The following is a 24,817-nucleotide window of genomic DNA, read 5'->3' as shown; positions in this document are numbered from 1 at the left end:
TTATTTTTTCTCTACCCTTTCTATCATATTATCATTAAATTTAATTTTCCCTATTGTGAACAAGAATGTTAACGCTAAATATAAAACACGCTCTATATTTAAGTTCAAAGTAATATCTTGTTTTTTTATAAACTCTAAGAAAAGCTCATCTATATGTAGCTTTGAATCACCGATTTGTTCATAAAGAATTTTAGCCGTAAACATCACGTTTTCTTCAACTGTACTTTGTTTATTTAACAGAAAATATTTCATAGCTAACCTTTCCTTTTTATCGAAGTTTAAATTAATATTTTTTAAAAAAGGAACCACTACATTTTTTGAATTAGTAGTAACGGCTTTATTTTTTTTAAAATATGCATAAATCGAATCTCTAAGTATACAATCTGCAGTAAGTCTTAAGCCCTCCATTCTACATTACTATCTCTCTTTTATCGTCATTAAATATTAGACATTTGTATATAACCCAGCTGGTTAGTATCTTTATATGCCTTTTTACTCGTAATTTAGAATAAGAAAAATAACTAGCATATTCTTCTGTTAGTTGCTCAACTAATTTTATAAAAATTTCATCACCCGTTTTACATTGGTGATGAATCAATAAATACTTATCGCTAATTTCCTCCGTTATCAATTCTTTCTTATCAGATGAAACATATGATGTAGAGGACATAATCTTCTCAATTATATCAAAGTACCTCGAGTAAGTATCAAAATTTATCTGGAAGGTTTCACTACAAACCATATTTGTAAATTTGTCTTCTAAATCTACTTTATAATCAAAACTTCCTCCTGTATGCTTTTGAGAAGCTATACTCTCATGTAGATCAATAATAAAGTTTTTAAACTCATTTTCATCTACTTCTAAAGAGTCTCCTTTATATACCCCCAATTCAGCTAATACTTCAGGTACTTTTTTTTTATTTAATCTTTCTACGGTATGGTTTAATGTACCGCTCCTCACTCTTCTACCTACTTGATTATCTACAGCCCAATATTCTGCAGAATTATTCCATATATGATATCTGACATTAGTTTGACCATTTTCTAAATTTACCTCAACGTCTACAAATCCTGGTGTTGCATACTCATCACTCATTACAGCACCACTCACCAATTCAAGGAATGGTGCATCTCCATGATTTGCACTTACGTTATATGAGGGATCATGAACATGTCCAGATAAATATAAGTCGACGTTGTAGTCAACAAAATTACTCATCATTGCATTTCTGTCTGCTTCACAAAGACACCCAAGTGTGTGATGCCCAATTGCAATATTCAATACTTTTTCATCTTTAGTTTGTCTTAATTCTCTTATAACTTTATAGAACTTATTAATATCAACTAATAAATGCCCTTCTTCACCATTTTTACCTGAAACTAAGCAAGTATTAATGTGAAAAACGTTATATTTATCGGATTTTTTTATGAAATGTAGCTCTTCCTGCGGATATTCTTCTCCTAAATAACTACTATAAAATTTAAAAAATTCTTCTTGTCCCTGTAATAAAGTAGAATACATTTCTCCGTTTAATTCATCAGACGCATCTTTTTTCCCTTGCATATTATCAATTATGAAACCCCTTACTTGTTTAGAGCGGTTAACATCATGATTGCCTGGTATAATGTACATACTTTTCTTTGTAAGATTTGTACTTTTTAAAACGTCATCTAAAAATTCTTTGACATCCGTAGTGTATCCTCTTCCTTGATGAGTAATATCACCAGTTACAACAAAAAAGTCTATTCCATTCTCCTTGTTTAATTGCTCGAGATACTCTGATAATGAATCTCTCATTCGCATTATATTATAATTTTGATATTGAAAATGAATATCTGATAATTGGATAAAATGAACTTTCAACCTCAAACCCCTCTTCTCTAAAACCTCTTTTTATATTAATTATATTATCTTAAATATATCATATATGTTCCCTAACAAGAACGAGATTTGCCTCATAAAAAATATAAAAAGATGCACAAAACCCCCATTTTGTTAAGCCTATATAAAGTCAATTAGTTAGCTATGTATAAATCATTATTTATAATAAAAAGGGGCAAACCTTTGTATGTGTTTGCCCCACTAAATTTACTCTAATACCATAAAAAAGGACCGAGGAATATCTGTTATTTCACAAACGAAATGGAGAATAGTTTTTACACCACGTATTAATTCATCATTATTATTAAAAATTTTATTAAGGTATAACCTATCCAATGGTTTTGATTGTAATTCATATTCCATAAGACTTACATCAATAAATCTTAATACATCTGTATATTGATTAGGATATTTGTTAATTCTTAAAATTAATTCAAAAAGTATCGGCGCATAATTTGGAGGAGTAATGTTGATTACTGGCATTTCGACTGGAATTTCGATATCTGGTTTACTTCTTTTAATCATACTGTATGCATATCTGAAAGCAGCATCAAATATTTCTTTTCGTTTTTTGTTTGGGATATCGCCTGAAGAGAGCGCATCAAATATTATTTCCTTCTTCTCTTCGTCTTTGAAATACAGTGTTTCCTTTACTATTGTTAAAATAGCTGACGTAAGGAGCGTAATAAGTTCATAAATTGCCATTTTAATTATTCGTTTTACTTCTGGGTCCGAATGAACTCCGTATCCCAAGTACAAATCTTTTATTCCAGTTATTGTTTTTTTTAATTGACTATAGCAGTCAAGCACCCAAAAATCTGTAGAAATAAATTTCGCTATTTTTTTATATAATCCGATTGTAGGAACATTAATGTTAGAAAGCTTATTTAGATAACCTAACTGTTCATAAGGGTTCCAGGATCCTTTCCAATCATTGAAGGCAATATTGTAATTACCTTCTAATCTTTCTATTAAATTAACATCTAATATTCTGATATTTGATTTACCAGCATACTGTTTTACAGTTGTCCTTACGTTGGGAGCTACAAATAAAACCTCATCTATATTGGCTTCCTCTTTTACACCCTTGATCCAAGATATCCTCTCATGTACCCTTACACTACCCGATTTGCAATCAGCCCATAATGTTTTAGTTGAAAAATTATTTAAAACTGAAATCCCGTAAACATCTAGGTCTGTAATAGGATCGGCACCGTCATCTATTGATGATTTAATAAATACATTGGTTTTAGGAAAATACCCCATATGAAATAGAAGTCTTTTTATTCTATATTCCAGCAAATCACCTTTAGGTATCTTTATGGTTGACGATTTCCCTTTACTATCACCCTTTATTTTCACTTCATTTCTTTTTACTTCTGTACCTTTAGAACCTTCGGTATTAAAGGTTCCTTGACTTGACTCCATTTTAGTGTGTTTTTGTTTATCATTATCACTCATTGTATATTCTCACCTCTCAACTTCTTAAGAGCTTCCTCCTCTAATTCCCTGGATGATTCTGATAATTCACCTAAAATTGCTCTATTATGCTCAGGAGTTATAAATCCTCCTGCATCCATCATAGATGAAAAATCATTAATTCCTCCATAATCATTCATTATAAAATCAGGATTGGAGATTATATTTAAAGTATTTTGTGCTATGTCTTCCTTGACAATTTCTAAACATGGACCAGTTCTAGCTCCATAAAAACCAGGTACTGTTTTGGTAACTACCCTTACAATCCCCTTCTTCTCAAGCAAAGTATAATCTGTTGCATTTGCCGAGTGAGGTCCAATAAATCCTGTATTAAGAAGTTTTGAAAGGAATTTTACTGGATCAGTAATCGTTGAATACTCAGTATAATTTTCCCCGAATCTAATAGATGCAAGTAATAATTTAACATCGTCTAAGATATCATCGTTATACATTAGATTATCTACTTCTAATAGTTTAGAACTAAATCCAAATTCTTTTTGAATGCCTCTATTTGAAATTATCGAGGTGGGATTAATCATTCCTGTTCTTTTAGCTGTTTTAATTATTTCTTCCGCTTCTTTAGGTAACCATTCCATAGGAATCCCTTGATGCCCTTGAATTTTTGCAATTATTTGCTTAAGAGTTTCTTTTTCTGTAATACCAAGAGAAGAAACAGCTAGTGCAATTTTGTCATGGTTGTATCCCCAAACATATTCATTGCTTATGATAGGATCTGAATGTTTGCTTTTGTTAACCATCGTCAATAACTTATATTCTTGTTGAAGAATTAAAGAAAGTTTAATGCTTTCTTCTTTAAAGCCTTTAGCTGCTAAAATTTGAATCAGTTCATTTTGAAAGTAGGGGATTCTTTTCGTCTCATCCATTGCTTCTATAGAGGAGAGTTCAATTTCATTTGGATTTAAATTCTCAAATAACTTTCCAGTGGTCTCTAATATCGAATTATTGGAAAGCAGATATTCTTGAATACCAACAATATCACCCTTAACATCCTTGATTAGCTCTACCCTTTTGTCGGATGCCTTTTCAATGTCCGGCAAAATAATTCTTTCTAGCTCCGCCCGGCTAACAATTCCTACACTTTCAGCCATTTGTTGAAGTTTATCCATATTAGTTATTCTGTCATTGCCCCTTATAACCCCTAGAAACCTTCCCGCTTTACCAGCAGTGTTTAAATTACCTAATCTTCCCAATCCAGGACTCTCTTGAGCATACAACCTTAAGTGTTTTTGTGTCGCAATTGCCCAATACCCCTGTTTGACTCCTTCTGTTTCCATTTTATTTACCCCCAAAATTAAGTTTTATAATTATCACAACATTGATTAAATTATATCACTTAATCCAATATTTGTTATATGTGAAGTTAAGTGATTCAGATTTTTAATTAGAAAAATTAATAGTCTTTTTACTAAGGGGTAAGTGTAATAATATAGCAATAGTTGCCTTCTTCTATACAGGCAAAAAGCTTTATGGGGGCAATTAAACAATGCTGTATTTTAAAGTTTAACTTTAAGGATAAAGCTTGTAGTCCTGTTAAATCACGGTTTGTCACGTTTATAAATCTATTAAGAAACATTTATAGGCTCCTTAGCGCACAATTTTCCTAAAAGTTAATATCCATATTGCTCTAAAGACACCTATCTTTAATTACTTTGGCTATAGACTTGTCCATATAACTCCTGAATTTGCTTTTTTAAAATCTTATTTTCTTCTTCTAAAACTTTTAGCCTGTTCTTCAAAGTTTTGATTAAAACTTCTTCTGATCGTGGACTTTTATGTTGATTAACAACAACCTTCCTTTTGATTTGTTGTCCTCTTAATAATTCAATTCTTTCCCTTACACCTTCTTGTTTGTATAACCAAGACTTTGAAACACCCGCAACTTTAGATACTGTATTAAAATTAATTGTTTCCCCACTCAACGCTAACTGAGAAATTACTCTGTCTACTTTTTCTTTTGTTTTTTTTGATTTTTCTTTAGCCAAATGAACAATTGATTTGGTATTTCTTTTATGTTCAACCATATCATTCTGTCTCCTTTAAAGAATGGATAATATGCTCTAATTTTTCTTTTACACGCTTATTTGTTTCAATTTGCCGTTGCCATTGATTTTTCATTGCATAAGTTAGTAGCTCTTCCGTTCTGTTTAAATGTTCTTCATGTTCTTTTAAGAACTTTTTACTAGTACAAAAGTGTGTACAATCCAAACAAGCATTAGCATGTGGACAGGGCCCTGTCACTATAGGTAGACGACAGTATCCATTTGGCAATACCTGTGCATTAATATTCTTTTTAAACCATTGAAAATCTGTAGTGTTAACTTCTCCTTTTTCAAAGTCAACAAATTCTCCTTCTTTAGTCACTAACCTCTCTTGAAATTTTTCAAATTCTATCTTAAGAGTTTCATCAAAAATATGAGCATATCTACTTGTCATTTCAGGAGATTCGTGACCAAGAAATTTTTGTACAATGTGCTGTGGTACTCCATTGTTAATCATTTTGGTTCCAACTGTATGTCGGAAAGCATGCGCATGAAATCTAAACACTTTCCCTTGTCGATCAACAATTTCCTCTTCCACGGCTAAATCATTTAACGCTTTTCTAAATGTGTCTTGTTTTAAAGGCAACCCTTGCTTAGTAGCAAATAAATACTCACAGGATGGATCTGTATATTTTTCATGTACCTGTATTAATTCTGCTACCTCTTTAGAGATAGGAATAATATGATCCTTTTTCATTTTCCATTGATAATACTTTAAGAAATAATCTCCGTCCTTATCCTGTAATAAACAATCTTTTTTCAAAGAACATAACTCACTAATTCTCATACCACACTCTTGAATAATCATTACCATAGTTGCAATATATTTAGGTAATTTATCCAATTTCTTATTTAATTGTTCCAGTACATAATCATCAATAAACCTTGGAGTCGGTCTGACCATTTTAGGGTAATCTTCTGGGTATATTAGTGTTTTTTGAGGAATATCCTCCCAGTCAAAACGTTGTATCGATGAAAAAAACATTTGAATTGCACTAATTTTTCCCCTGATAGTTGATGATGCTAACCCCTGCTCATTCAGAACTCCAATGTATTCCTCCATAATTTTTCTCGTTATCTGCTTAATTTTTCCGATATGAGGGAATTGGTCGTGTAAAAAGTTAAAAAAAACTCTCAAACTTTGTGCTATATCTGATACATGACTAAAACTATCTGTGTTTAATTTTAATTGACAATACCGTTTTACAATTTCTTTAAAATAATGATTTTTATAGCCCTTAAAATTTATTAAATATCCATATTGTGTTGGATTGATTTTTTCCTTAGGTAAATTCAGCTTCCGCCTATCCCATACATCCTTTTCTAACTCTTTACCATCAAAATAATAGTCTTCATAAAATTCCATAAATTGCTTCAACATTGTAATATAATAAGAATTTGCTTCAACTTTAATACGTTCTTGTTTCGCTGTTACTTTATAATTAGTTGTTGTGGTCCGTATGCCCTGTTTCACGAGATACATTCGATATTCACTTAATGCTTTTTCAATGGGGATTTCTGTAATAGTTTTAACATCTGGATATCGCGATATAAAAAACTTCAACATTCGACCAATAACTGTACCTTTTCTAATCCATACAGTTTGTGCACTCCATATTTCATTTTTTATATGATAGAAAAAAAAATATTTTAGCTCAATTTTTAACCAGATATTTTCTATGTCCTGAAAATTCACCCATCTAATACGAACTGCTTTACGTTTAGCTATCTCCATAGCGGAAGGATGTGGGCACTTTCTAATATCCCACCGATCATCTTTCCAAAAACCCTTTAACTCTTCACTCATTTCTACTATTTTTCTGTGAATAATCGAACTTTCTAAAATTTTCTGTTTTTTAGAAGTAAGCAAGACTATTTTCTCCTTTTAAGATACTTTTGATATTCCTGTTTCATATCATCATCTGAAAGATGCACATATGTCCGTAAAGTAGTTTGAACTGCAGCATGACCTAATCGTTTTTGCACATAAGAAACATCCCAACCATTTCTAACTAGCTCCGTTGCATGAGTATGACGAAACATATGTGCATTAAACTTAATGCCTGTCTTTTTAGATAAACGTCTAATTAAGTCTAGTACACTCTGATATTTCATTGGTTTTCCAAAATAAGATTTCTTAAAATTTATGAATACATAAGCATGTTCCAGTTCTTCAGGGTATTCATAAATAAGATAATCAGTATATAATTTCATAAGCTCTTTACTAACATGAATTATACGTTCTCTTTTGGATTTTATATATGATTCATTCAAAGATATCTCTCTCGGTGTAATTTTCACTTGATTATCCCACGTTATAATATCCTCTATTTGAAGGTTTAAAACTTCGCCTATACGAAGTCCTCCTTCATACATTAACATCATTATTAGTTTGTCCCTTAAGCAATTACACGCTCCTATAATATTCTTCACTTCTGGCTCAGTAAGTGTTTTTATTCTTTTCTTTTTCACTCGCAACTTTAAAATATTTTTCTTACCTTTTTTATTTTTGCTAATATGGTGAAGAAATCCTTTAAAATCCCTTCCTCTCGCTTCTTTAAATACATTAATTCCTTCATATTGTTCAGATCGAGCTAAATACTCAAAGAAACTTAATACTGCATTTAAAATAGCGTTTATAGTAGTTTCTTCTCTTATTGATTCTAAAGGTTGAAAATTGAATACACTTTGATTTTCTAAAGGATTTCTCAACCATCCAATAAATTCTACTAATCCTTCAAGTCGTACTTGATTAAGCTTGATATTTTTTCTTTCAATAAATTCATAAAATAATTTCAAATGATAACAATATGTCTTAATTGTATTTGGTGCTTTGCCTGTATTATCTAAATACTTGATAAACTCCATAACCGGAATTACCATTTTGTATTGACTATCTAATAATATATAAAGTGGATAAGATTTCCCCTTTACTTCTATCCGTTGTACCTTCATATTTACCTCCTCTTTGAATACTTTATATAGTATCAATTTTAACTACATATATTTATTATATAAAGTAATATAAAAAGTACGTTCCCCTACTTTACTACTTTATAATCTATGTTTTATTATACTATGGATAAGGGATCTCCTGAGGGATGGTTATGAAGACATATGATAGAGGCTGCTGCACGACGGAAGGCTTCTTTAAAAACTTCCCTCGGGTGTACAATTGACGTGTTTAAACTTCCAATAAAGATCGTTTGCCTATGTATAACTTGATTTTTTGTATTTAAATATAAACAAACAAAATGCTCTTGTTGTAAAAAACGCATTTCTTCCATCATGTATTTCGCACAATCTTCTGGACTTCGAATACTATATCTATTTTGATATTCTAAACGTACCATTCTTCTGCCTAGTTCAAAGGCTGCCATAAGTTGCGATGCCTTTGAAATCCCAATACCATGTATACTAATTAGCTCTTCTAATGTTGCATCTTTCAACATACGTAAGCCATCAAATTGATGTAAAATTTTATCTGACAACTTTAAAACTGTTTCTTCTTTAGAACCTGTTCTGAGTAACACTGCGAGAAGCTCTCGATTTGATAAACTTCCAGCACCTTCTAACAATAAACGCTCCCGTGGCTGTTCTTCTCTTACAACATCACGAATACCGTTCATCTCTCCACCCCTTTATTTGTTCTCTCAAAGAAAACCCCATGCAATTTTACGCATGGGTTACATCAATATCAAATTGTTTTAATTCCCGAACGAGACGTGCAATTGGTAAGCCAACTACACTATAGTAGTCCCCTTGAATATTTTGAACGAAAATAGATCCTTTACCTTGAATCCCATAACTACCGGCTTTATCAAGAGGTTCTTTCGACGCGACGTATGTATCAATTTCCTCTTCTGTTAACTCCCAAAATGTAACTTCTGTACGCTCATAAAAAGTAACCGTTTTTTCTTTTGCTATAATTGCAACACCTGTATACACTTCATGTGTTTTCCCTGATAGTAATTGCAACATCTCTTTCGCCTCATCCTCATTAGAAGGCTTACCAAGAATACGCGACTCATATGTAACAATTGTATCTGCACCTAACACAATGTGATCACTATTATTTTCTGCCACCGCTGATGCTTTTTGCAAGGCAAGCGACATTACAATATCAGAAGGCGATGAATATGCACCAATTGTTTCCTCTACTTCACTTACAACGATTTCAAATGGCACACTAGCTAACTCAAGCAATTCCTTCCTCCGAGGTGACCCTGAAGCTAAAATTATTTTTCTCATATTTTCTCCTTCCTTTCTCACATGAAGCAGAACAATTTATATTAATCGTATCAAAGGAATAGTTTGTCCACAAATGAAAGAAATATTAATTTCTCTAACTAAAATAACACTTCTTTATTGCATACGATTATATTCCTGTCATAGAGAAAGCACTTTGCTCTAAATTCAAAAGAAAAGAAAGAAGTACATGTACTTCTTTCTTACTCATTTTATTATCCTATCATTTCACTTTCTACGAAACAATTTTTTCATACGAGAGTAAACCATCAATAATAACTTGATTTAATTTCGCCAAAGATTCCTTATCCATCTTCCCATCTTTTACTGTTTGTACAGCTACCGACGTATACATATACAGTTTCTTTGCTTCTTCTTGTTTCATACTTTTCCCTTCTTTTTCAACCTTTTTCCATTCTTTTTCAATTACTTCTATATCTTTTGCGCTACTTTTTCCACCAACTTGTACGCTAGAAGCATATTTTGCTAAATGAGTGTATAATGGCTGCACTTTTGTTAAAAATGTTCCTACTTCTTTATCATCTTTCAGCAATGCTTTATCTGTTATATCCCAGTTCTTTTTTAAAACGGAGACACCATCATTTTTATACTTAGTCATTAATTGATCTATAGACTGTTCATCGCTAGCAATACCAACAACTATTGCATACTTATCACCGCTCGGTCTCAAAGCACCAATGCCCCCATTGCCTTTCCATTCTTCAAGAGCTGCCTGTCCCTTTTCTTCAGAAGAATAAAGCCCCCCTTGAACAAAAAATAATTTCATTGGATCCAATGACGTTCCTGCTTGTGCTTTTTGTTTTTCTTCTTTCGGTGCTGGTGTTTGTTCTGCCGTTCCACCCACCTTTGATTCTCCATTTCCAGTCGGCCTTGAAGCTGTCACTTCACTTCCTCCTGTCGTTCCTTGTCCAGTAAGTAAATGAAGCATCCCCATTCCAAACGCCGTACCGATAATGATTGCAGTTGCAACGATTACAATTAATGTATTACTCCACTTCTTTCGGTATTTTTCCACAGACATTGATTTCGCTTTTTGAAACGGAACAACATTTTTCGGTCGTTCACTTTCTACTACCATCCATTCAAATTCATCTTTCTTTTTTTCCTCATACTTCGCTTCTGTTCCATTCACTTTCACTGAGATCGTTCGTGATTGCTTGTCCATACACTCACACCTCACCTCTTATCGTTGTCCGCATCATATCATATTCATTTCATAAAAAAACGAGATATTTGTCAGAGGAATTCGCCAAATAACCCTATATATTTATCTTATATGTATGCATTTGACTTCATTTGTAGAACAAAAAAACTAGATAGCAAAGACTATCTAGTTTTTCTCGCAAATATATTTTCGTACTTCAGAAATGAAATAAAGAGAACCTGTTATGATAAAAACATCATTTTCTGCTATCATTTCAACTTTTGTATCAATTGCCTCTTTCCAATTTTCAAAAACTAATTTTGATTCTTTCTGTGAATATGATGCAAGCTTATCAGCAGAAATAGCACGATCAAAGGCGAATGTTGTAAAAATAATTTCATCTGCAATGGTTTCTAATTGGCCTACCATGTTATGTAATTGTTTATCACCAAGGGCAGTAAATAACACTATTACATTTTTATCTTTGTAATGCGCTTCTACTGTTTTCACAAGGCTTTCGATACCTTCTGGATTATGAGCACCATCTATAATAATATCTGGATTACTTTGCAGTTTTTCAAAGCGCCCCACCCAATACGCTTCCTGTAATCCAGTTCTTATTTCTTCTTCCTCAATTAAAAATGATAAGTATGTTTTTACATACATGACTGCCATAAGCGCAAGTGCTGCGTTTCCTACTTGGTGGCTGCCTTTCATTGTGATTCGCACATCTTCAAAAGAGGCGAAAGGACAAGTGAAATCGAACTGTTCTCCATCTTCACTAGACTGTTTATGTAATGCTGTAAAATGGTTGCCCATCTCGTATAAGTTTGCATGATTTTCCTTTGCAACATTTTGAATGACTTGCAAAGCTTCTTCATCTTGTACACCAGTAATTACCGGCACGCCAGACTTAATAATCCCCGCCTTTTCATATGCAATTTCTCCTAGTGTATTTCCTAAAATATGCATATGATCGTGACCGATATTCGTAATAATCGTGAGAACAGGGTGTATAACATTGGTAGAATCAAAACGTCCACCAAGCCCTGTTTCAAATAAAACAACATCACAGAAATTGAATTTTCCGAAATAGCAAATCGCCATAACAGTAATAATTTCAAACTCTGTCGCTTCCCCTAAATCCGTTTCATCTAGTTTTTCCACGACTGGTTTTACCAGCTTTACAAGTTCAGTAATCTCTTCGTCTGCAATTGGTGTTCCATTCACACTAATGCGTTCATTAAATGATTCGATGTAAGGAGAGGTAAACGTTCCTACCTTATATTTCGCGCCTTCTAACATGTAACGCATATATGTTAACGTTGAACCTTTTCCATTTGTACCAGCAAGATGAACACATTTGATATGACGCTCTGGATTTCCAAGTTCTTCTAACATCCATCTCATTCTTTCTAATCCTGGCTTAATTCCAAATTTCAATCGGCTATGGATCCACCCTATCGCTTCTTCGTATGTATGTATCACGTATGCTTTTCCCCTTTCAAAAGACAACTTTCATAGTTCTATTATACGCAAAGAAAAGAGACTCACCAATATAGTGAGTCTCTAAAAACATTTTTACTTTTCAAGATCTGCTAGACGTTGACGAACTGCTTCGCGTTTTTCTAGGTAATCTTGCTCTTTCGCACGCTCTCCTTCAATAACCGCTGCAGGAGCTTTCGCTACGAAACCTTGGTTAGAAAGTTTCTTCTGTACACGTTCTACTTCTTTATCGAACTTCTCAAGTTCTTTCTCAAGACGAGCTCTCTCTTCATCAAGATTGATAAGATCAGCTAACGGTAAGAATAACTCTGCACCTGATACGATTGCAGTCATTGCCTTTTCTGGCGCTTGTAAGTCTGTTTGAATTGTTAATTCGCTTGGGTTACAGAAACGCTCAATGTAAGAGCTGTTTTTCGTAAGTTGAGCAAGTACAGCCTCATCTTTTGCTTTAATTTGCATTTGAACTTTTTTGCTCATTGGCGTATTTACTTCTGCACGGATGTTACGAACAGAGCGAATGATATCAACTAGAAGGTGCATTTCTGCCGCAGCCTCCGTATCTTGTAAATCTTCGCGAACTGTTGGCCACGCAGCTACTGTAATAGACTCGCCTTCATGCGGTAAATGTTGCCAAATTTTCTCTGTTACGAATGGCATGAATGGGTGTAATAGACGCATTGTTTGATCTAATACGTAAGCTAAAATAGAACGAGTTGTTTTCTTAGCTGCTTCATCTTCACCGTATAGTGGAAGTTTCGCCATTTCAATATACCAATCACAGAAATCGTCCCAAATGAAGTTGTATAATGAACGACCAGCTTCACCGAACTCATATTTATCCATGTTACGTGTTACGCTTTCGATTGTTTCGTTTAAGCGAGTTAAGATCCACTTATCCGCAACTGATTTTTCGCCAGTTAAATCGATTTCTTCATACTTCATATCATCCATGTTCATTAATACGAAACGTGATGCGTTCCAAATTTTATTAATGAAGTTCCAAGTAGATTCTACTTTTTCCATGCTGAAACGTAAATCTTGACCTGGTGCACTTCCTGTTGATAAGAAGAAACGCATTGCATCTGCACCGTACTTCTCGATAACATCCATTGGATCAATACCGTTACCAAGAGATTTACTCATTTTACGACCTTGCTCGTCACGAACTAAACCGTGAATTAATACATCTTTAAATGGACGCTCGCCTGTAAACTCTAAACCTTGGAAAATCATACGAGATACCCAGAAGAAGATAATATCATAACCCGTTACTAGTGCATCTGTTGAATAGTAACGTTTGAAGTCTGCTGAATCTTCATTTGGCCAACCAAGTGTGGAGAATGGCCATAATGCTGAACTGAACCATGTATCAAGTACATCGTTATCTTGATTCCAGTTTTCAATATCTGCTGGTGCTTCTGTACCTACGTATACTTCACCAGTTTCTTTATGGTACCAAGCTGGAATACGGTGTCCCCACCATAATTGACGAGAAATACACCAGTCATGAATATTTTCCATCCAACGTAAATATGTGTTTTCAAAACGCTCTGGTACGAACGTTACTTTTTCTTCTTCTTTTTGTTGAAGCGCTACTGCTTTTTCAGCAAGTGGAGCCATTTTTACGAACCACTGTGTTGATAAATAAGGCTCAACAACCGCACCGCTACGCTCACTATGACCTACTGAATGCATATGTGGCTCGATTTCTACTAATACGCCAGCTTCTTGTAAGTCTTTTACTAATTCTTTACGGCATTCGAAACGATCCATACCGTTATACTTACCAGCTTTTTCGTTCATCGATCCATCTTCGTTCATTACTAAGATGCGTGGTAAGTCATGACGGTTACCTACTTCAAAGTCATTCGGGTCATGAGCTGGTGTAATTTTTACAACGCCCGTTCCGAAATCTTTTTCTACGTACTCATCAGCAATAATCGGAATCTCACGGCCTACGATTGGAAGTGTAACTGTTTTTCCGATTAAATGTTTGTAACGATCGTCTTCTGGATGAACTGCTACTGCTGTATCACCAAGCATCGTTTCTGGACGAGTAGTAGCAAGACGAATGTGACCAGAACCATCTGTTAACGGATAGTTCATATGGTAGAATGCACCTTGAACTTCTTTATGAATTACTTCAATATCAGAAAGAGCTGTACGTGTTGCTGGATCCCAGTTGATGATATATTCACCACGGTAAATTAAGCCTTTTTCGTATAATTGAACGAATACTTTATTAACCGCATCTGATAAACCTTTGTCTAATGTGAAGCGTTCACGAGAATAGTCTAGTCCTAAACCAACTTTCCCCCATTGTTGACGAATGTGAGAAGCGTACTCTTCTTTCCACTCCCAAGCTTTTTCAAGGAATTTTTCACGGCCAAGATCGTAACGTGAAATACCTTCTTCACGAAGTTTTCCTTCTACTTTCGCTTGTGTTGCGATACCAGCATGGTCCATTCCTGGAAGCCATAGTACATCGTATCCTTGCATACGCTTCGTACGAGTTAAAATATCTTGAAGAGTTGTATCCCAAGCATGACCTAAGTGTAACTTACCAGTTACGTTCGGAGGTGGAATTACAATTGTATACGGTTGTTTCTTCTCGTCTCCTGTTGCTTCAAAATATTTGCCTTCAAGCCACCATTGATAAAGGCCTTCTTCAACGGACATATGATCATATTTAGTTGGTAAATTCTTTTCCGTGTTTGACATTATTTTCCCTCCTTAAAATAAAAAATGTCCCTCATCCAAAAAGGACGAGGGACATCGCGGTACCACCTTTATTTACAAACAAATTCATAATTTGCTTATACTCTTAATTTGATAACGGACAAATCCGTCTTTTCCTAATAAGAACTATTCCGTTCAGAAAAGATGCTCCAGGGCTACCTTCTAACATAACTATCTAGAGAATCTCCCAGCTAATGATTCTCCTCTCTGAAGACGTTTCATGTTATACTCTTCCCCTTCAAGGCATTTATATGATTGTTAATTATTATATACAATAGTGTAAAAAACGAAACCTTATTCGTCAAGATAAATTTAAAACTACAGCTTTTGGTGCCAAAAAGAAGATAAGTAGAATCCTCTACTTATCTTCTTTACCCCGCTATTTGTGGGCAGTAAGACCTCCACCTCAAAACTCAGCTGAAGCAAAGAAGTTAGATGGGAGCCCTGGTGCCCGTAAACGCCCAATTAGTGAAGGCTAATCATCAGCGGGGAATGTTTACTTTATCCGTTCCCTTGCTGGGCAGCTTGTAATTGTGACAGGAAATATTCTATATTGCTAACGAGCCAATGCGATTGTTGCAAACTCTTTACTCCGCGCAGTTCATTTTCCTCGTTACGATTATCTCTTCTTTTCTTATAAGACTGGATTTGCCGAATAAATTGCGATGGATACGTCATATACGCAAACATAAGTAGTTGCTCTTCTTTCGTAAAAGGGAAATTTTTTTGATACATTTGAAACCATTCAAACCGATCACTTCTTGCGATTGGATATGTGTTTAAAGACCGTGAATAAAAACCTACTATATCTTGCACAGGCGTTGCAAACTTCGATTTTTCTAAACTAATAAAATAGCCATTCCGTTCATAGTCAAATAAAAAATGATTCAGTGACACATTACCATGCACAAAAGTAATACGCGTTTTCTCCTTTTCTTTCATCGCATCGTTCCACTCATTTAATTGCTTCGTTGCAAATTCACGCGCTCTCATTACATGATGATAGTACGTACAATATTGCAATTCAAACGGGGACATATACCATTTTGATTCAGATTCTACGAGAAACTCTTCTAACATCTCACCATCATTTTCCCAACGATCGGATATACTTGTATAATGTTTTTCTAAATCTTCTTCCGTATACGTTTCTTCCTTCACAGTTTTTTGATGCAACGTTCCAAGTGTCTGAAACATTTTATGGTATTGATCATTGTCCTCACCGTTTCCTTCTGCACGTTCTAACCAAGGCATTAAATAATAATTATACGTCCCGTCACTTAAAATATAACTTCCATCCGTCGCATGATATATAGGTACATAATTTGAAAAACCTTTCTCCTTCAAATATTGAATATGATGCAGAAAGTTATTCCGCTCTAACTTTCTGCCTTCTATTTTCTTGAGTGCATATGGACCTTGATTCGTATAAATTTTCATTACATTTCCGTACTCTTCCATATGCTGCGTATCCAATCTATATTGCCTCACGATAGGTTCATAGTGATTTCGCAACTCAATATCCATACGAATAACCCTTTCTATTCAAAACATAGCCTCTAAGAAAGGAAGTGAGTGAAAACACTCACTTCCTTATTTCGCCTTTACCCTTGAAACGGGAATATAAATAATTTGCCCCGTATTTAAAAATATATCTTCTGTTTGATTGACACGGTATAAATTTTGTACAGACGTTTCATAACGGTCTGCAATAGATTCAATTGTATCCCCTTCTTGCACGAAATACATTCTTAACTTTGTAAATTCTTCTTCCGGTTCTTTCGTAAATAGTTTTGTTAAATAAAGCGCATTTTCATCTCGCTGTGAGTACTCTTCTTCTTGTTCTTCCTGCTTTTTCGCTTTTTCTTTCTTGAAATCTTTTCGTCCGAACAGTTCAAATTGCGGCGTTGTTTCTTGCTCCTCTTCACGTTCCACAAATTCATGTTCTTCTATTTTCTCTTCTTCTAATTCCTGCTCTTTTCTTTCCTCTAATTGGAACGGTTCAAATGCGTAATCTTCCCACTCATCTGATTCCTTATATGCTGGTTCTTCTACATGCGGCGCCGGTCTATTTTCATCCTCTTGCGCTGAATCTTCTTCTAACTCAACATACACCGTTTCTTCCTCTTCAACTTCATCCTCGCTTCTCTCTTCATCACACAAACCGGTAATAGATATATCCGCTAATAATTGTAAGCAACCATTTTCCTTTAATTCATAATCAAATTCCTCGATTGATACATATAGCTCTTCAATTACTTTCACTCGATTTCTCGGAATTGATATTTCAAGTGGAAAGGAATGAACAAGTTCATTAACCCCATCTTCTCTTGTTTCTACATAATCAATTGACTTTGCTGGCGATAGTTCTCTTAATGAATACGCGGAATCATCTTTTCGTGCAACATACTCTCCCGTTAAATCTAATTGTCCTCTCACGATTACTTCATGATCAAGCTCTTCTATCTCAACGTCTGGATCTAACGAAATTGACAAAAGTTCTTCGACTTCCTGTCCTTTTTGGAACCACACAGATTCTTTTAATGAAAATCGTAATGAATGATCTGCAGCCACTTCTTTTCCCCCTCCCAAACTATATGTCATTACAGATTTATGTGTGGGAAGCTTACTTTATGAATAAAAAAAAATCGCTCCCCTTATGGAGAGCGATTTTCTCTAATACACTACGCTTTTAATTTTGACATTGCAATTTCAGCTGCTGCAATCGTTGCTTCAATATCTGCATCACTATGTGCTGTCGATAAGAATAAACCTTCGAATTGAGATGGTGGTAAGAATACACCTTGTTCTACCATTTCACGATAGTAAGCCGCAAAGAATTCTAAGTTTGAAGATTTTGCTGCATCGTAATTAATAACGGGTTCATCTGTAAAGAAAATACCAATCATAGAGCCTGCACGGTTAATATGATGCGGAATGCCATGTTTTTCAGCTGCTTTACGTAATCCAGCTTCTAACATTTCAGCTTTACGCTCAAATTCTACATATGATTCTGGCGTCAACTGTACTAACGTTTCATAACCTGCCGCCATTGCAAGTGGATTACCTGATAAAGTACCAGCTTGGTAAATCGGTCCGCTTGGCGCAACTTGGCGCATAATTTCCGCTTTACCACCGTATGCTCCTACCGGTAAACCACCACCGATTACTTTACCTAGGCATGTTAAATCAGGCGTTACGCCATAATAACCTTGGCCACAATTATAAGCTACTCGGAACCCTGTCATTACTTCATCAAAAATAAGCAATGCACCGTTTTGTTCTGTTACTTCACGAAGACCTTCTAAAAATCCAGGCTGCGGAGGAACAACCCCCATATTTCCTGCTACTGGTTCTACAATTACACAAGCAATATCATCACCGAATTGTTCAAACGCGTATTTTACGCTTTCTAAATCGTTATAAGCTACTGTAATCGTATTTTTCGCTACACCTTCTGGTACACCAGGACTATCTGGTAAACCTAAAGTCGCCACACCAGAACCAGCTTTAATTAATAACGAATCACCATGACCGTGGTAACAACCAATAAATTTCAAGATTTTATTACGACCTGTATAACCACGAGCTAAACGTAGTGCACTCATTGTTGCTTCCGTTCCAGAGTTAACCATACGCACAATCTCAATTGATGGCACGCGCTCAATAACAAGTTTTGCTAATTTATTTTCAATTTCTGTTGGTGCACCGAAGCTTGTACCTCTTTCAGCAACAGATTTTAACGCTTCTACAACACGATCATTTGCATGACCATGAATTAAAGGCCCCCATGATAATACGTAGTCGATGTATTCATTCCCATCGATATCATATACTTTAGAGCCTTTTCCACGCTCCATAAACAACGGATTCATCCCAACAGACTTAAAGGCACGAACCGGGCTATTTACGCCACCAGGCATTAAGTCTTGCGCCTCTTCAAACGCTGCAATTGACTTATCAAACTTTTTCATTATTTAGCGCCTCCTTCTTGTAACCATCTTGCTGCATCTTTTGCATGATACGTAATAATTAAATCTGCCCCTGCACGTTTCATACTAATTAATTTTTCAAGAACAACTTCTTTTTCATTAATCCAACCATTTTGCGCTGCCGCTTTAATCATCGAATATTCACCACTTACATTATAAGCGACAACTGGTAAATTAAAGTTATTTTTCACATCACGAACGATATCTAAGTAAGAAAGAGCTGGTTTTACGATTAAGAAATCTGCACCTTCCATTACATCTGATTCTGCTTCACGGAATGCTTCCATACGGTTTGCCGGATCCATTTGATATGTTTTACGGTCACCAAATTGCGGTGCACCGTGCGCAGCATCACGGAATGGTCCATAAAATGCTGATGAATATTTCACAGCGTACGACATAACTGGCACGTGTCCAAAACCATTTTCGTCTAACGCATGACGAATTGCTGTTACGAAGCCGTCCATCATGTTTGATGGCGCAATAATATCCGCTCCTGCTTTCGCTTGACTTACAGCTGTTTTCGCAAGAACTGCAAGAGACTCGTCATTTAAAATAATCCCATCTTCAATTACACCGCAATGACCATGGCTTGTAAATTGACATAAACACGTGTCTGCAACTACTACTAGCTCAGGGAAATCACCTTTAATTTGCTGAATAGCACGTTGTACAATTCCATGATCACAATATGCTGATGATCCAACTTCATCCTTTTCAGCAGGTAAACCAAATACAATAACAGAACGAATACCTAAATCAACAACTTCTTGCATTTCAGCTTGCAATAAATCTAAAGACATTTGATATACGCCCGGCATAGAAGGAACTTCATTACGAACATTTTCACCTTCTAATACAAAAATAGGGTAAATAAAATCTTCCGTATGTAAAAACGTTTCACGCACAAGTGCACGCATGCCCCCGCTTTGTCTTAAACGACGATGACGATTAAATTGTAAAGAGTTCATAGATTTCTATCCCCATTCTTTCATTTTATAGATTCACAAACATATTGTAGTAATGCTTCTACAGTGTACTCTTTCGGCACAATAACAGACGGAAAATAAAGACTTGCCTCTTTTTCCGTAATAGGTCCTATACAAGCAATTGTACATTTTTTTGTCCATTCTCTCCAGTTTGTACCCTCAAGTAAACGAACAAAACTAGTAACAGTTGAAGGGCTCGTAAATGTAATAATGTCTACTTTCCCTAACTTCAATACTGCTATAAGCTCTTGCTTTTTTTCTATATTCACTTTCGTACCGTATACGATTAGCTCATCTAGAGAAACACCAATTTCCCGAAGTGCAACCGGAATTACCTCTCTTGCTAAATTCCCTTTCGGAAATAAAATACGTTCGTTTCCACTTAATTCTTTTAGAAACTCTTCTGCAAATGCTTCTGCAACAAATGAAGTCGGAACAAAATGAACTTGATAGCCCCTTTTTTCTAACTCTAATTTTGTTTTCACACCTACCGCAGCGATTCTAATGGTTAGCGGTAGTTTCTTTTTTAAACTATCTAGAAAAAAAGCTACACCATTTCTGCTCGTAAAAATAACCCAGTCGTATGAATGTAGCTGCTCTTCAATATGTTGAATTTGCCTATGAGACATACCTTCCATACGCAAAAGCGGAATTTCCAATGGAATTCCGCTCTTTTCTTTCACTGCTACACTCATTTGTTTCGCTTGATGCTGGGCACGTGTAATCAATACCGTTTTTCCAGCGAGAGCGTTCATATTTATTGTTGCTCCTTATTTGCAGCAAGAATGAGTTCTTTGGCGCCTTGTTTAATTAAACGGTCCGCGGCCTCTAACCCTACTTCCTCAGGATTAGTACCCACTACTGTCTCTTTTAATAAAACAGAGCCATCCATAGAGCCGACAAGAGCTGTTAATTCGATTGCATCGTTTTCTGTAAGGGTTGCATATCCAGCAATTGGAACTTGGCATCCACCTTCAAGTTTATGAAGAAATACTCGCTCCGCTGCCACTGTTCTTTCTGTTATCGTATCATTAATATGCGCTAACAACTGCAATAAATCCTTATCATCCTCACGACACTCAATCGCTAATGCACCTTGTCCTACAGCAGGTACACATAACGTCTCATCTAAATGTTCTGTAATAACTTCATTATCCCAGCCCATTCTTTGTAATCCTGCTGTCGCTAAAATAATTGCATCATATTCTTCTTCTTTTAATTTACGTAAACGTGTATCGATATTTCCGCGAATCCACTTCACTTGTAAGTCTGGTCTCGCAGCGAGTAGCTGTGCACTACGTCTTAAACTACTCGTACCTAAAATAGCGCCTTCTGCTAACTCTTTAAACGACGCTCCGCTTTTTGAGATAAAAGCATCACGAGGGTCAACACGCTTTGGTGTACAACCGATCATTAATCCTTCTGGAAGTACGGCCGGCATATCTTTCATACTATGTACAGCCATATCAATTTCTTTCGTAAGTAGCGCATGTTCAATCTCTTTCACAAACAAGCCTTTTCCGCCTACTTTTGAAAGAGTAACATCTAAAATAACATCACCTTTTGTGACAATTTCTTTCACTTCAAATTCATATGGTAGACCTAAGGCTTTTAACTGATCAATAAACCAGTTTGTTTGCGTTAATGCTAGTTTACTCTTTCGTGATCCTACAATAATTTTGCGCATAATTCTCTCTCCTCATTATAAATACCAAAAGTGGAAATTGGACAAACTGCTTAATAGAAAAATGTTTACTAGCATTACGAGAAACGATCCGATATTCCACTGTACAATTTTCTTACCTTGCAACACATCTGCCGCTCGTAAATATAAACCTGTGCAATACACAAATAGAACGACAAAAGATCCGATTACTTTCGTATCATACCAATGGAAATTATCCAATTTTGTATATCCCCATATACATCCTAATAAAATTGCTAGTAAGAAAAATGGAACAGAAAATAAATTTAATCCGTAAGACATAGATTCTAGCTTCGGTAAATTCCCTAACCTTCTTAATCTCGCATTCCATTTTTTCTTTTTTAATAGGCGATATTGCAATAAATACATAATAGAAAAAATGAACGATACAGTAAACGTTGCGTAAGAAATAATTGCCATACCGACATGCACGTATACAAGTTCTGAAACTAATTGTTCCGCAAGTACTGGCGACATCTTTCCGAGCGGTGTAAAAATAGAAAAAGCGCTTACGCCAAATGCTACAACATTTGTAAAAAAGACTAAAAAGTCAATTCTCATAAATCGATTAATAACTAACGACATCGTAATCAATAACCAAACATAAAAATAAATCCCTGATAATAAAGTTAAAATAGGATTCGTTTCTGAATCTGTAGCTCTAAGCAACATAAAAATAGACTGCAGGACCCATACAATCGCAAGTAACCAAAAAGCAAATCGGTTCGCCTTTCGGTTACTTTGGAAATAATCTATAAAATATAAACTAATGCTACAAGCATATAAAATAATTGCAATATGATAAATAATACTGTTATTTAAAAAACTCATCCGATCATCCTTCCAAATTATAAAGATGGAACGGATGGTGTCCACACTCTTTTATGTTCTACTTCTTCCGCACGACTCTCTACTTCTTCCGTTTCTAAATCAAAAATCTTTGCAAATAACGCTAATTTTTCGCTCGCTCCCTCTTCAGCAGCTATTTCTTTCGCTACTAAAATTGGGTCTTTTAATAATTGATTAATAATACTTTTCGTATGCTTACTAATAACTTTTTTCTCACGATCACTAAGGTTTGGTATTTTTCGCTCTAGGCTTACCATCGTTTCACTTTGGATTGCAAGTGCCTTATCACGAAGAGCTGATATTAATGGAACAACACCAAGTGTACTTAACCACGTTTTAAACAGAACAATTTCCTCTTCAATCATAAATTGAATTTTCTCTGCCTCTTTCAAACGCTCAGCACGGTTTGCCTCCACTACTCCTTGTAAATCATCAATATCATACAAGAAAGAACCTTCTAGCTCATCAATCGCTGGATCAATATCACGCGGCACTGCAATGTCAACCATAAATAATGGACGACCAGAGCGCATTTTCTCCACCTTTGTCATCATCTCTTTCGTAATGACATACTCAGATGCACCAGTTGAACTAATTAAAATATCTGCTTCTAATAATGCACATTGTAATTCGCTTAACGATTTTGCATGTCCCATATATTTCTCAGCCATTACTTCTGCTTTCGAAAGCGTCCTATTCATAACTGTTACTTTACGAGCACCACTTCCATATAAGTTTTGTAGTGCAAGTTCGCCCATTTTACCAGCACCAAGAATAAGCACATGACAATCTGTTAACTCGCCAAATATTTTCTTTCCAAGCTCAACAGCAGCATAACTAACAGACATTGCACTTTCCCCGATTGTTGTTTCTGAGTGGGCACGTTTTGCTAATGTAATGACTTGCTTAAACAATTCATTAAAAATTGTGCCTGTTGCTTTAACTTGTTGCGCTTCTAAAAAGCTATCTTTTATTTGACCTAAAATCTGCGTTTCTCCGACTACCATTGAATCTAAACCGCACGTTACGCGGAATAAATGATCTATTGCGCCATCTTGTTCAAAAATAGTTAAATATGGCGCGACTTCTTCTATTTCAAGCTGAAACCAATCAGCTAAAAACTTCTTAATATAATACCGTCCCGTGTGTAATTGATCGACAACAGCATAAATCTCAGTGCGATTACAAGTTGACACAATGACATTCTCTAACACGCTCTTTTGATTTTGTAATGTAGTCATCGCTCGCTCTAGTTCTGCTGCCTGAAATGTGAGTTTCTCACGAAATTCTACAGGGGCTGTTCGATAATTTACACTAACAACAAGAATATGCACGCAGCATGTCCCCCTTCACCCGTTTTATCACTTTATCTACTATCATAATACAACTTTCCTCTTATGAATCTGACAATCGTGTGAACAACCGATTATTTTTTAATTATTCTCCGTATGTAATAAAGGAGATTCAGTAACACTAATAAAAAAATTTCTACTTTATAATGATTATAAATTAATAACTCTATTTGTACGTTACCAAAAAAAGCCCTCATAATCAAGTGATGGAAACTATTCCATATAAATTATAACATCATCTTCCCTATCTTCTTTCATCATGAAGGAAAATATGTATGATTGTTCCAAAATGTAACAAAGACTTTCTCAATACAATGTATTTGACATTGTATTTCTTTTTCGTTATATTGGTTTTACAAAATTAAATTGTGCACAACTTAATTAGAAGGGAGTTATTTATGACAGAAGACTCTTTGCATCTAGATAACCAACTTTGTTTTTCTATTTACGCCTGCTCTAGAGAGGTTACTCGTTTTTATCGACCTTATTTAGAAGAAATGGGTATTACGTATCCCCAGTACATTACTTTACTCGTACTATGGGAGCAAGATGGACTAACAGTAAAAGAAATTGGAGAACGTCTATTTTTAGATTCTGGTACGTTAACACCTATGTTAAAACGCATGGAATCATTAAAACTTGTAAAACGTGTTCGTTCCAAAGAAGACGAGCGAAAAGTTTGTATTGAATTAACAGAACAGGGCAAAGATTTAAAGGAAAAGGCTTGTTCATTACCGACAACGATGGCTACAAACTTAGGAATTACAGAGCAAGAATATCGCTCTTTATTAATTCAACTAAATAAACTGATTGACACAATGAAAACAATTAATGATGGAAAAGGGGAATAA

The 24,817-nt window shown here is 35.1% G+C and carries 21 protein-coding genes and 1 other annotated feature; of the genes, 1 reads left to right on the top strand and 20 read right to left on the bottom strand.

Features of this window, described 5'->3' with window-relative positions; genetic code table 11:
- From MR107_RS06540 to hemA, 20 genes are all read right to left on the bottom strand, one after another.
- Positions 1-408, bottom strand: coding sequence for an ABC-three component system middle component 6 (locus MR107_RS06540; RefSeq protein WP_044784514.1), 408 nt, complete (start codon positions 406-408; stop codon positions 1-3).
- A gap of 1 nt (position 409) precedes the next feature.
- Positions 410-1,864: a metallophosphoesterase family protein gene (locus MR107_RS06535; protein WP_242292197.1), complete on the bottom strand. Its 1,455-nt coding sequence runs from the start codon at positions 1,862-1,864 to the stop codon at positions 410-412.
- A gap of 225 nt (positions 1,865-2,089) precedes the next feature.
- Entirely contained in the window at positions 2,090-3,343 is a 1,254-nt protein-coding gene (locus tag MR107_RS06530) for a hypothetical protein (protein WP_242292196.1), read from the bottom strand.
- Positions 3,340-4,656 (bottom strand): hypothetical protein, encoded by a 1,317-nt coding sequence (locus tag MR107_RS06525; protein WP_044784518.1) that lies wholly within the window; start codon positions 4,654-4,656, stop codon positions 3,340-3,342. The genes MR107_RS06530 and MR107_RS06525 overlap by 4 nt, the downstream gene beginning before the upstream one ends.
- Positions 4,657-5,022: 366 nt before the next feature.
- A complete protein-coding gene (locus tag MR107_RS06520) occupies positions 5,023-5,403 on the bottom strand; it encodes a DUF6262 family protein (RefSeq protein ID WP_044784519.1) in 381 nt (126 codons plus the stop codon).
- Between the two features lies 1 nt (position 5,404).
- Positions 5,405-7,228, bottom strand: a complete 1,824-nt coding sequence (locus tag MR107_RS06515) for a tyrosine-type recombinase/integrase (protein ID WP_429775010.1) — start codon at positions 7,226-7,228, stop codon at positions 5,405-5,407.
- Between the two features lie 65 nt (positions 7,229-7,293).
- Positions 7,294-8,376, bottom strand: a complete 1,083-nt coding sequence (locus MR107_RS06510) for a tyrosine-type recombinase/integrase (protein WP_088107384.1) — start codon at positions 8,374-8,376, stop codon at positions 7,294-7,296.
- Between the two features lie 116 nt (positions 8,377-8,492).
- On the bottom strand, positions 8,493-9,050 hold the full coding sequence (gene radC, locus MR107_RS06505) for a RadC family protein (RefSeq protein ID WP_098276348.1): 558 nt from the start codon (positions 9,048-9,050) through the stop codon (positions 8,493-8,495).
- A 46-nt stretch (positions 9,051-9,096) separates the two neighbouring features.
- Positions 9,097-9,672, bottom strand: a complete 576-nt coding sequence (locus MR107_RS06500) for a Maf family protein (RefSeq protein WP_001226291.1) — start codon at positions 9,670-9,672, stop codon at positions 9,097-9,099.
- A 232-nt stretch (positions 9,673-9,904) separates the two neighbouring features.
- Positions 9,905-10,855, bottom strand: a complete 951-nt coding sequence (locus MR107_RS06495) for a stage II sporulation protein B (RefSeq protein ID WP_078186328.1) — start codon at positions 10,853-10,855, stop codon at positions 9,905-9,907.
- A gap of 165 nt (positions 10,856-11,020) precedes the next feature.
- The gene (locus MR107_RS06490; RefSeq protein ID WP_000582064.1) at positions 11,021-12,322 is read right to left on the bottom strand and encodes a bifunctional folylpolyglutamate synthase/dihydrofolate synthase; all 1,302 of its coding nucleotides are present in this window, start codon (positions 12,320-12,322) and stop codon (positions 11,021-11,023) included.
- Positions 12,323-12,415: 93 nt separating this feature from the next.
- On the bottom strand, positions 12,416-15,061 hold the full coding sequence (locus MR107_RS06485; RefSeq protein ID WP_000072244.1) for a valine--tRNA ligase: 2,646 nt from the start codon (positions 15,059-15,061) through the stop codon (positions 12,416-12,418).
- Positions 15,062-15,098: 37 nt separating this feature from the next.
- Positions 15,099-15,330: a binding site (T-box leader), on the bottom strand.
- A 250-nt stretch (positions 15,331-15,580) separates the two neighbouring features.
- On the bottom strand, positions 15,581-16,606 hold the full coding sequence (gene ysxE, locus MR107_RS06480; protein ID WP_242292194.1) for a spore coat protein YsxE: 1,026 nt from the start codon (positions 16,604-16,606) through the stop codon (positions 15,581-15,583).
- Positions 16,607-16,672: 66 nt separating this feature from the next.
- On the bottom strand, positions 16,673-17,683 hold the full coding sequence (gene spoVID / locus MR107_RS06475; RefSeq protein WP_242292193.1) for a stage VI sporulation protein D: 1,011 nt from the start codon (positions 17,681-17,683) through the stop codon (positions 16,673-16,675).
- Positions 17,684-17,763: 80 nt separating this feature from the next.
- On the bottom strand, positions 17,764-19,053 hold the full coding sequence (hemL, locus tag MR107_RS06470) for a glutamate-1-semialdehyde 2,1-aminomutase (RefSeq protein ID WP_000712943.1): 1,290 nt from the start codon (positions 19,051-19,053) through the stop codon (positions 17,764-17,766).
- Positions 19,053-20,042, bottom strand: a complete 990-nt coding sequence (gene hemB, locus MR107_RS06465) for a porphobilinogen synthase (RefSeq protein WP_001087065.1) — start codon at positions 20,040-20,042, stop codon at positions 19,053-19,055. Before hemB ends, hemL begins: the two co-directional genes overlap by 1 nt.
- Before the next feature lie 20 nt (positions 20,043-20,062).
- The gene (gene hemD / locus MR107_RS06460) at positions 20,063-20,815 is read right to left on the bottom strand and encodes a uroporphyrinogen-III synthase (RefSeq protein WP_242292192.1); all 753 of its coding nucleotides are present in this window, start codon (positions 20,813-20,815) and stop codon (positions 20,063-20,065) included.
- Between the two features lie 2 nt (positions 20,816-20,817).
- Positions 20,818-21,747 (bottom strand): hydroxymethylbilane synthase, encoded by a 930-nt coding sequence (hemC, locus tag MR107_RS06455; protein ID WP_001226424.1) that lies wholly within the window; start codon positions 21,745-21,747, stop codon positions 20,818-20,820.
- Positions 21,748-21,762: 15 nt separating this feature from the next.
- Positions 21,763-22,596 carry a cytochrome c biogenesis protein gene (locus tag MR107_RS06450; RefSeq protein WP_000008991.1) on the bottom strand — a complete coding sequence of 278 codons (834 nt, stop codon included), beginning with the start codon at positions 22,594-22,596 and terminating at the stop codon, positions 21,763-21,765.
- 17 nt (positions 22,597-22,613) lie between these two features.
- A complete protein-coding gene (gene hemA, locus MR107_RS06445) occupies positions 22,614-23,948 on the bottom strand; it encodes a glutamyl-tRNA reductase (protein WP_000547868.1) in 1,335 nt (444 codons plus the stop codon).
- Between the two features lie 416 nt (positions 23,949-24,364).
- On the opposite strand from hemA, the gene MR107_RS06440 reads away from it, so the two are divergent.
- Positions 24,365-24,817, top strand: a complete 453-nt coding sequence (locus MR107_RS06440) for a MarR family winged helix-turn-helix transcriptional regulator (RefSeq protein ID WP_000133916.1) — start codon at positions 24,365-24,367, stop codon at positions 24,815-24,817.

Origin of the sequence: Bacillus cereus group sp. BfR-BA-01441, from assembly GCF_022663075.1 — a bacterium.
GTDB lineage: Bacteria > Bacillota > Bacilli > Bacillales > Bacillaceae_G > Bacillus_A > Bacillus_A cereus.
The sequence above is the reverse complement of the archived record's forward strand: the minus strand, read 5'-3'. Positions and strand labels throughout refer to the sequence as shown.

Coding starts and splice junctions, on each gene's coding strand:
- MR107_RS06540 (WP_044784514.1), bottom strand. CDS start 408: ATGGAGGGCTTAAGACTTACTGCAGATTGTATACTTAGAGATTCGATT.
- MR107_RS06530 (WP_242292196.1), bottom strand. CDS start 3,343: ATGAGTGATAATGATAAACAAAAACACACTAAAATGGAGTCAAGTCAA.
- MR107_RS06525 (WP_044784518.1), bottom strand. CDS start 4,656: ATGGAAACAGAAGGAGTCAAACAGGGGTATTGGGCAATTGCGACACAA.
- MR107_RS06520 (WP_044784519.1), bottom strand. CDS start 5,403: ATGGTTGAACATAAAAGAAATACCAAATCAATTGTTCATTTGGCTAAA.
- MR107_RS06515 (WP_429775010.1), bottom strand. CDS start 7,228: ATGAGTGAAGAGTTAAAGGGTTTTTGGAAAGATGATCGGTGGGATATT.
- MR107_RS06510 (WP_088107384.1), bottom strand. CDS start 8,376: ATGAAGGTACAACGGATAGAAGTAAAGGGGAAATCTTATCCACTTTAT.
- radC (WP_098276348.1), bottom strand. CDS start 9,050: ATGAACGGTATTCGTGATGTTGTAAGAGAAGAACAGCCACGGGAGCGT.
- MR107_RS06500 (WP_001226291.1), bottom strand. CDS start 9,672: ATGAGAAAAATAATTTTAGCTTCAGGGTCACCTCGGAGGAAGGAATTG.
- MR107_RS06495 (WP_078186328.1), bottom strand. CDS start 10,855: ATGGACAAGCAATCACGAACGATCTCAGTGAAAGTGAATGGAACAGAA.
- MR107_RS06485 (WP_000072244.1), bottom strand. CDS start 15,061: ATGTCAAACACGGAAAAGAATTTACCAACTAAATATGATCATATGTCC.
- ysxE (WP_242292194.1), bottom strand. CDS start 16,606: ATGGATATTGAGTTGCGAAATCACTATGAACCTATCGTGAGGCAATAT.
- spoVID (WP_242292193.1), bottom strand. CDS start 17,683: ATGACATATAGTTTGGGAGGGGGAAAAGAAGTGGCTGCAGATCATTCA.
- hemL (WP_000712943.1), bottom strand. CDS start 19,053: ATGAAAAAGTTTGATAAGTCAATTGCAGCGTTTGAAGAGGCGCAAGAC.
- hemB (WP_001087065.1), bottom strand. CDS start 20,042: ATGAACTCTTTACAATTTAATCGTCATCGTCGTTTAAGACAAAGCGGG.
- hemD (WP_242292192.1), bottom strand. CDS start 20,815: ATGAACGCTCTCGCTGGAAAAACGGTATTGATTACACGTGCCCAGCAT.
- hemC (WP_001226424.1), bottom strand. CDS start 21,747: ATGCGCAAAATTATTGTAGGATCACGAAAGAGTAAACTAGCATTAACG.
- MR107_RS06450 (WP_000008991.1), bottom strand. CDS start 22,596: ATGAGTTTTTTAAATAACAGTATTATTTATCATATTGCAATTATTTTA.
- MR107_RS06440 (WP_000133916.1), top strand. CDS start 24,365: ATGACAGAAGACTCTTTGCATCTAGATAACCAACTTTGTTTTTCTATT.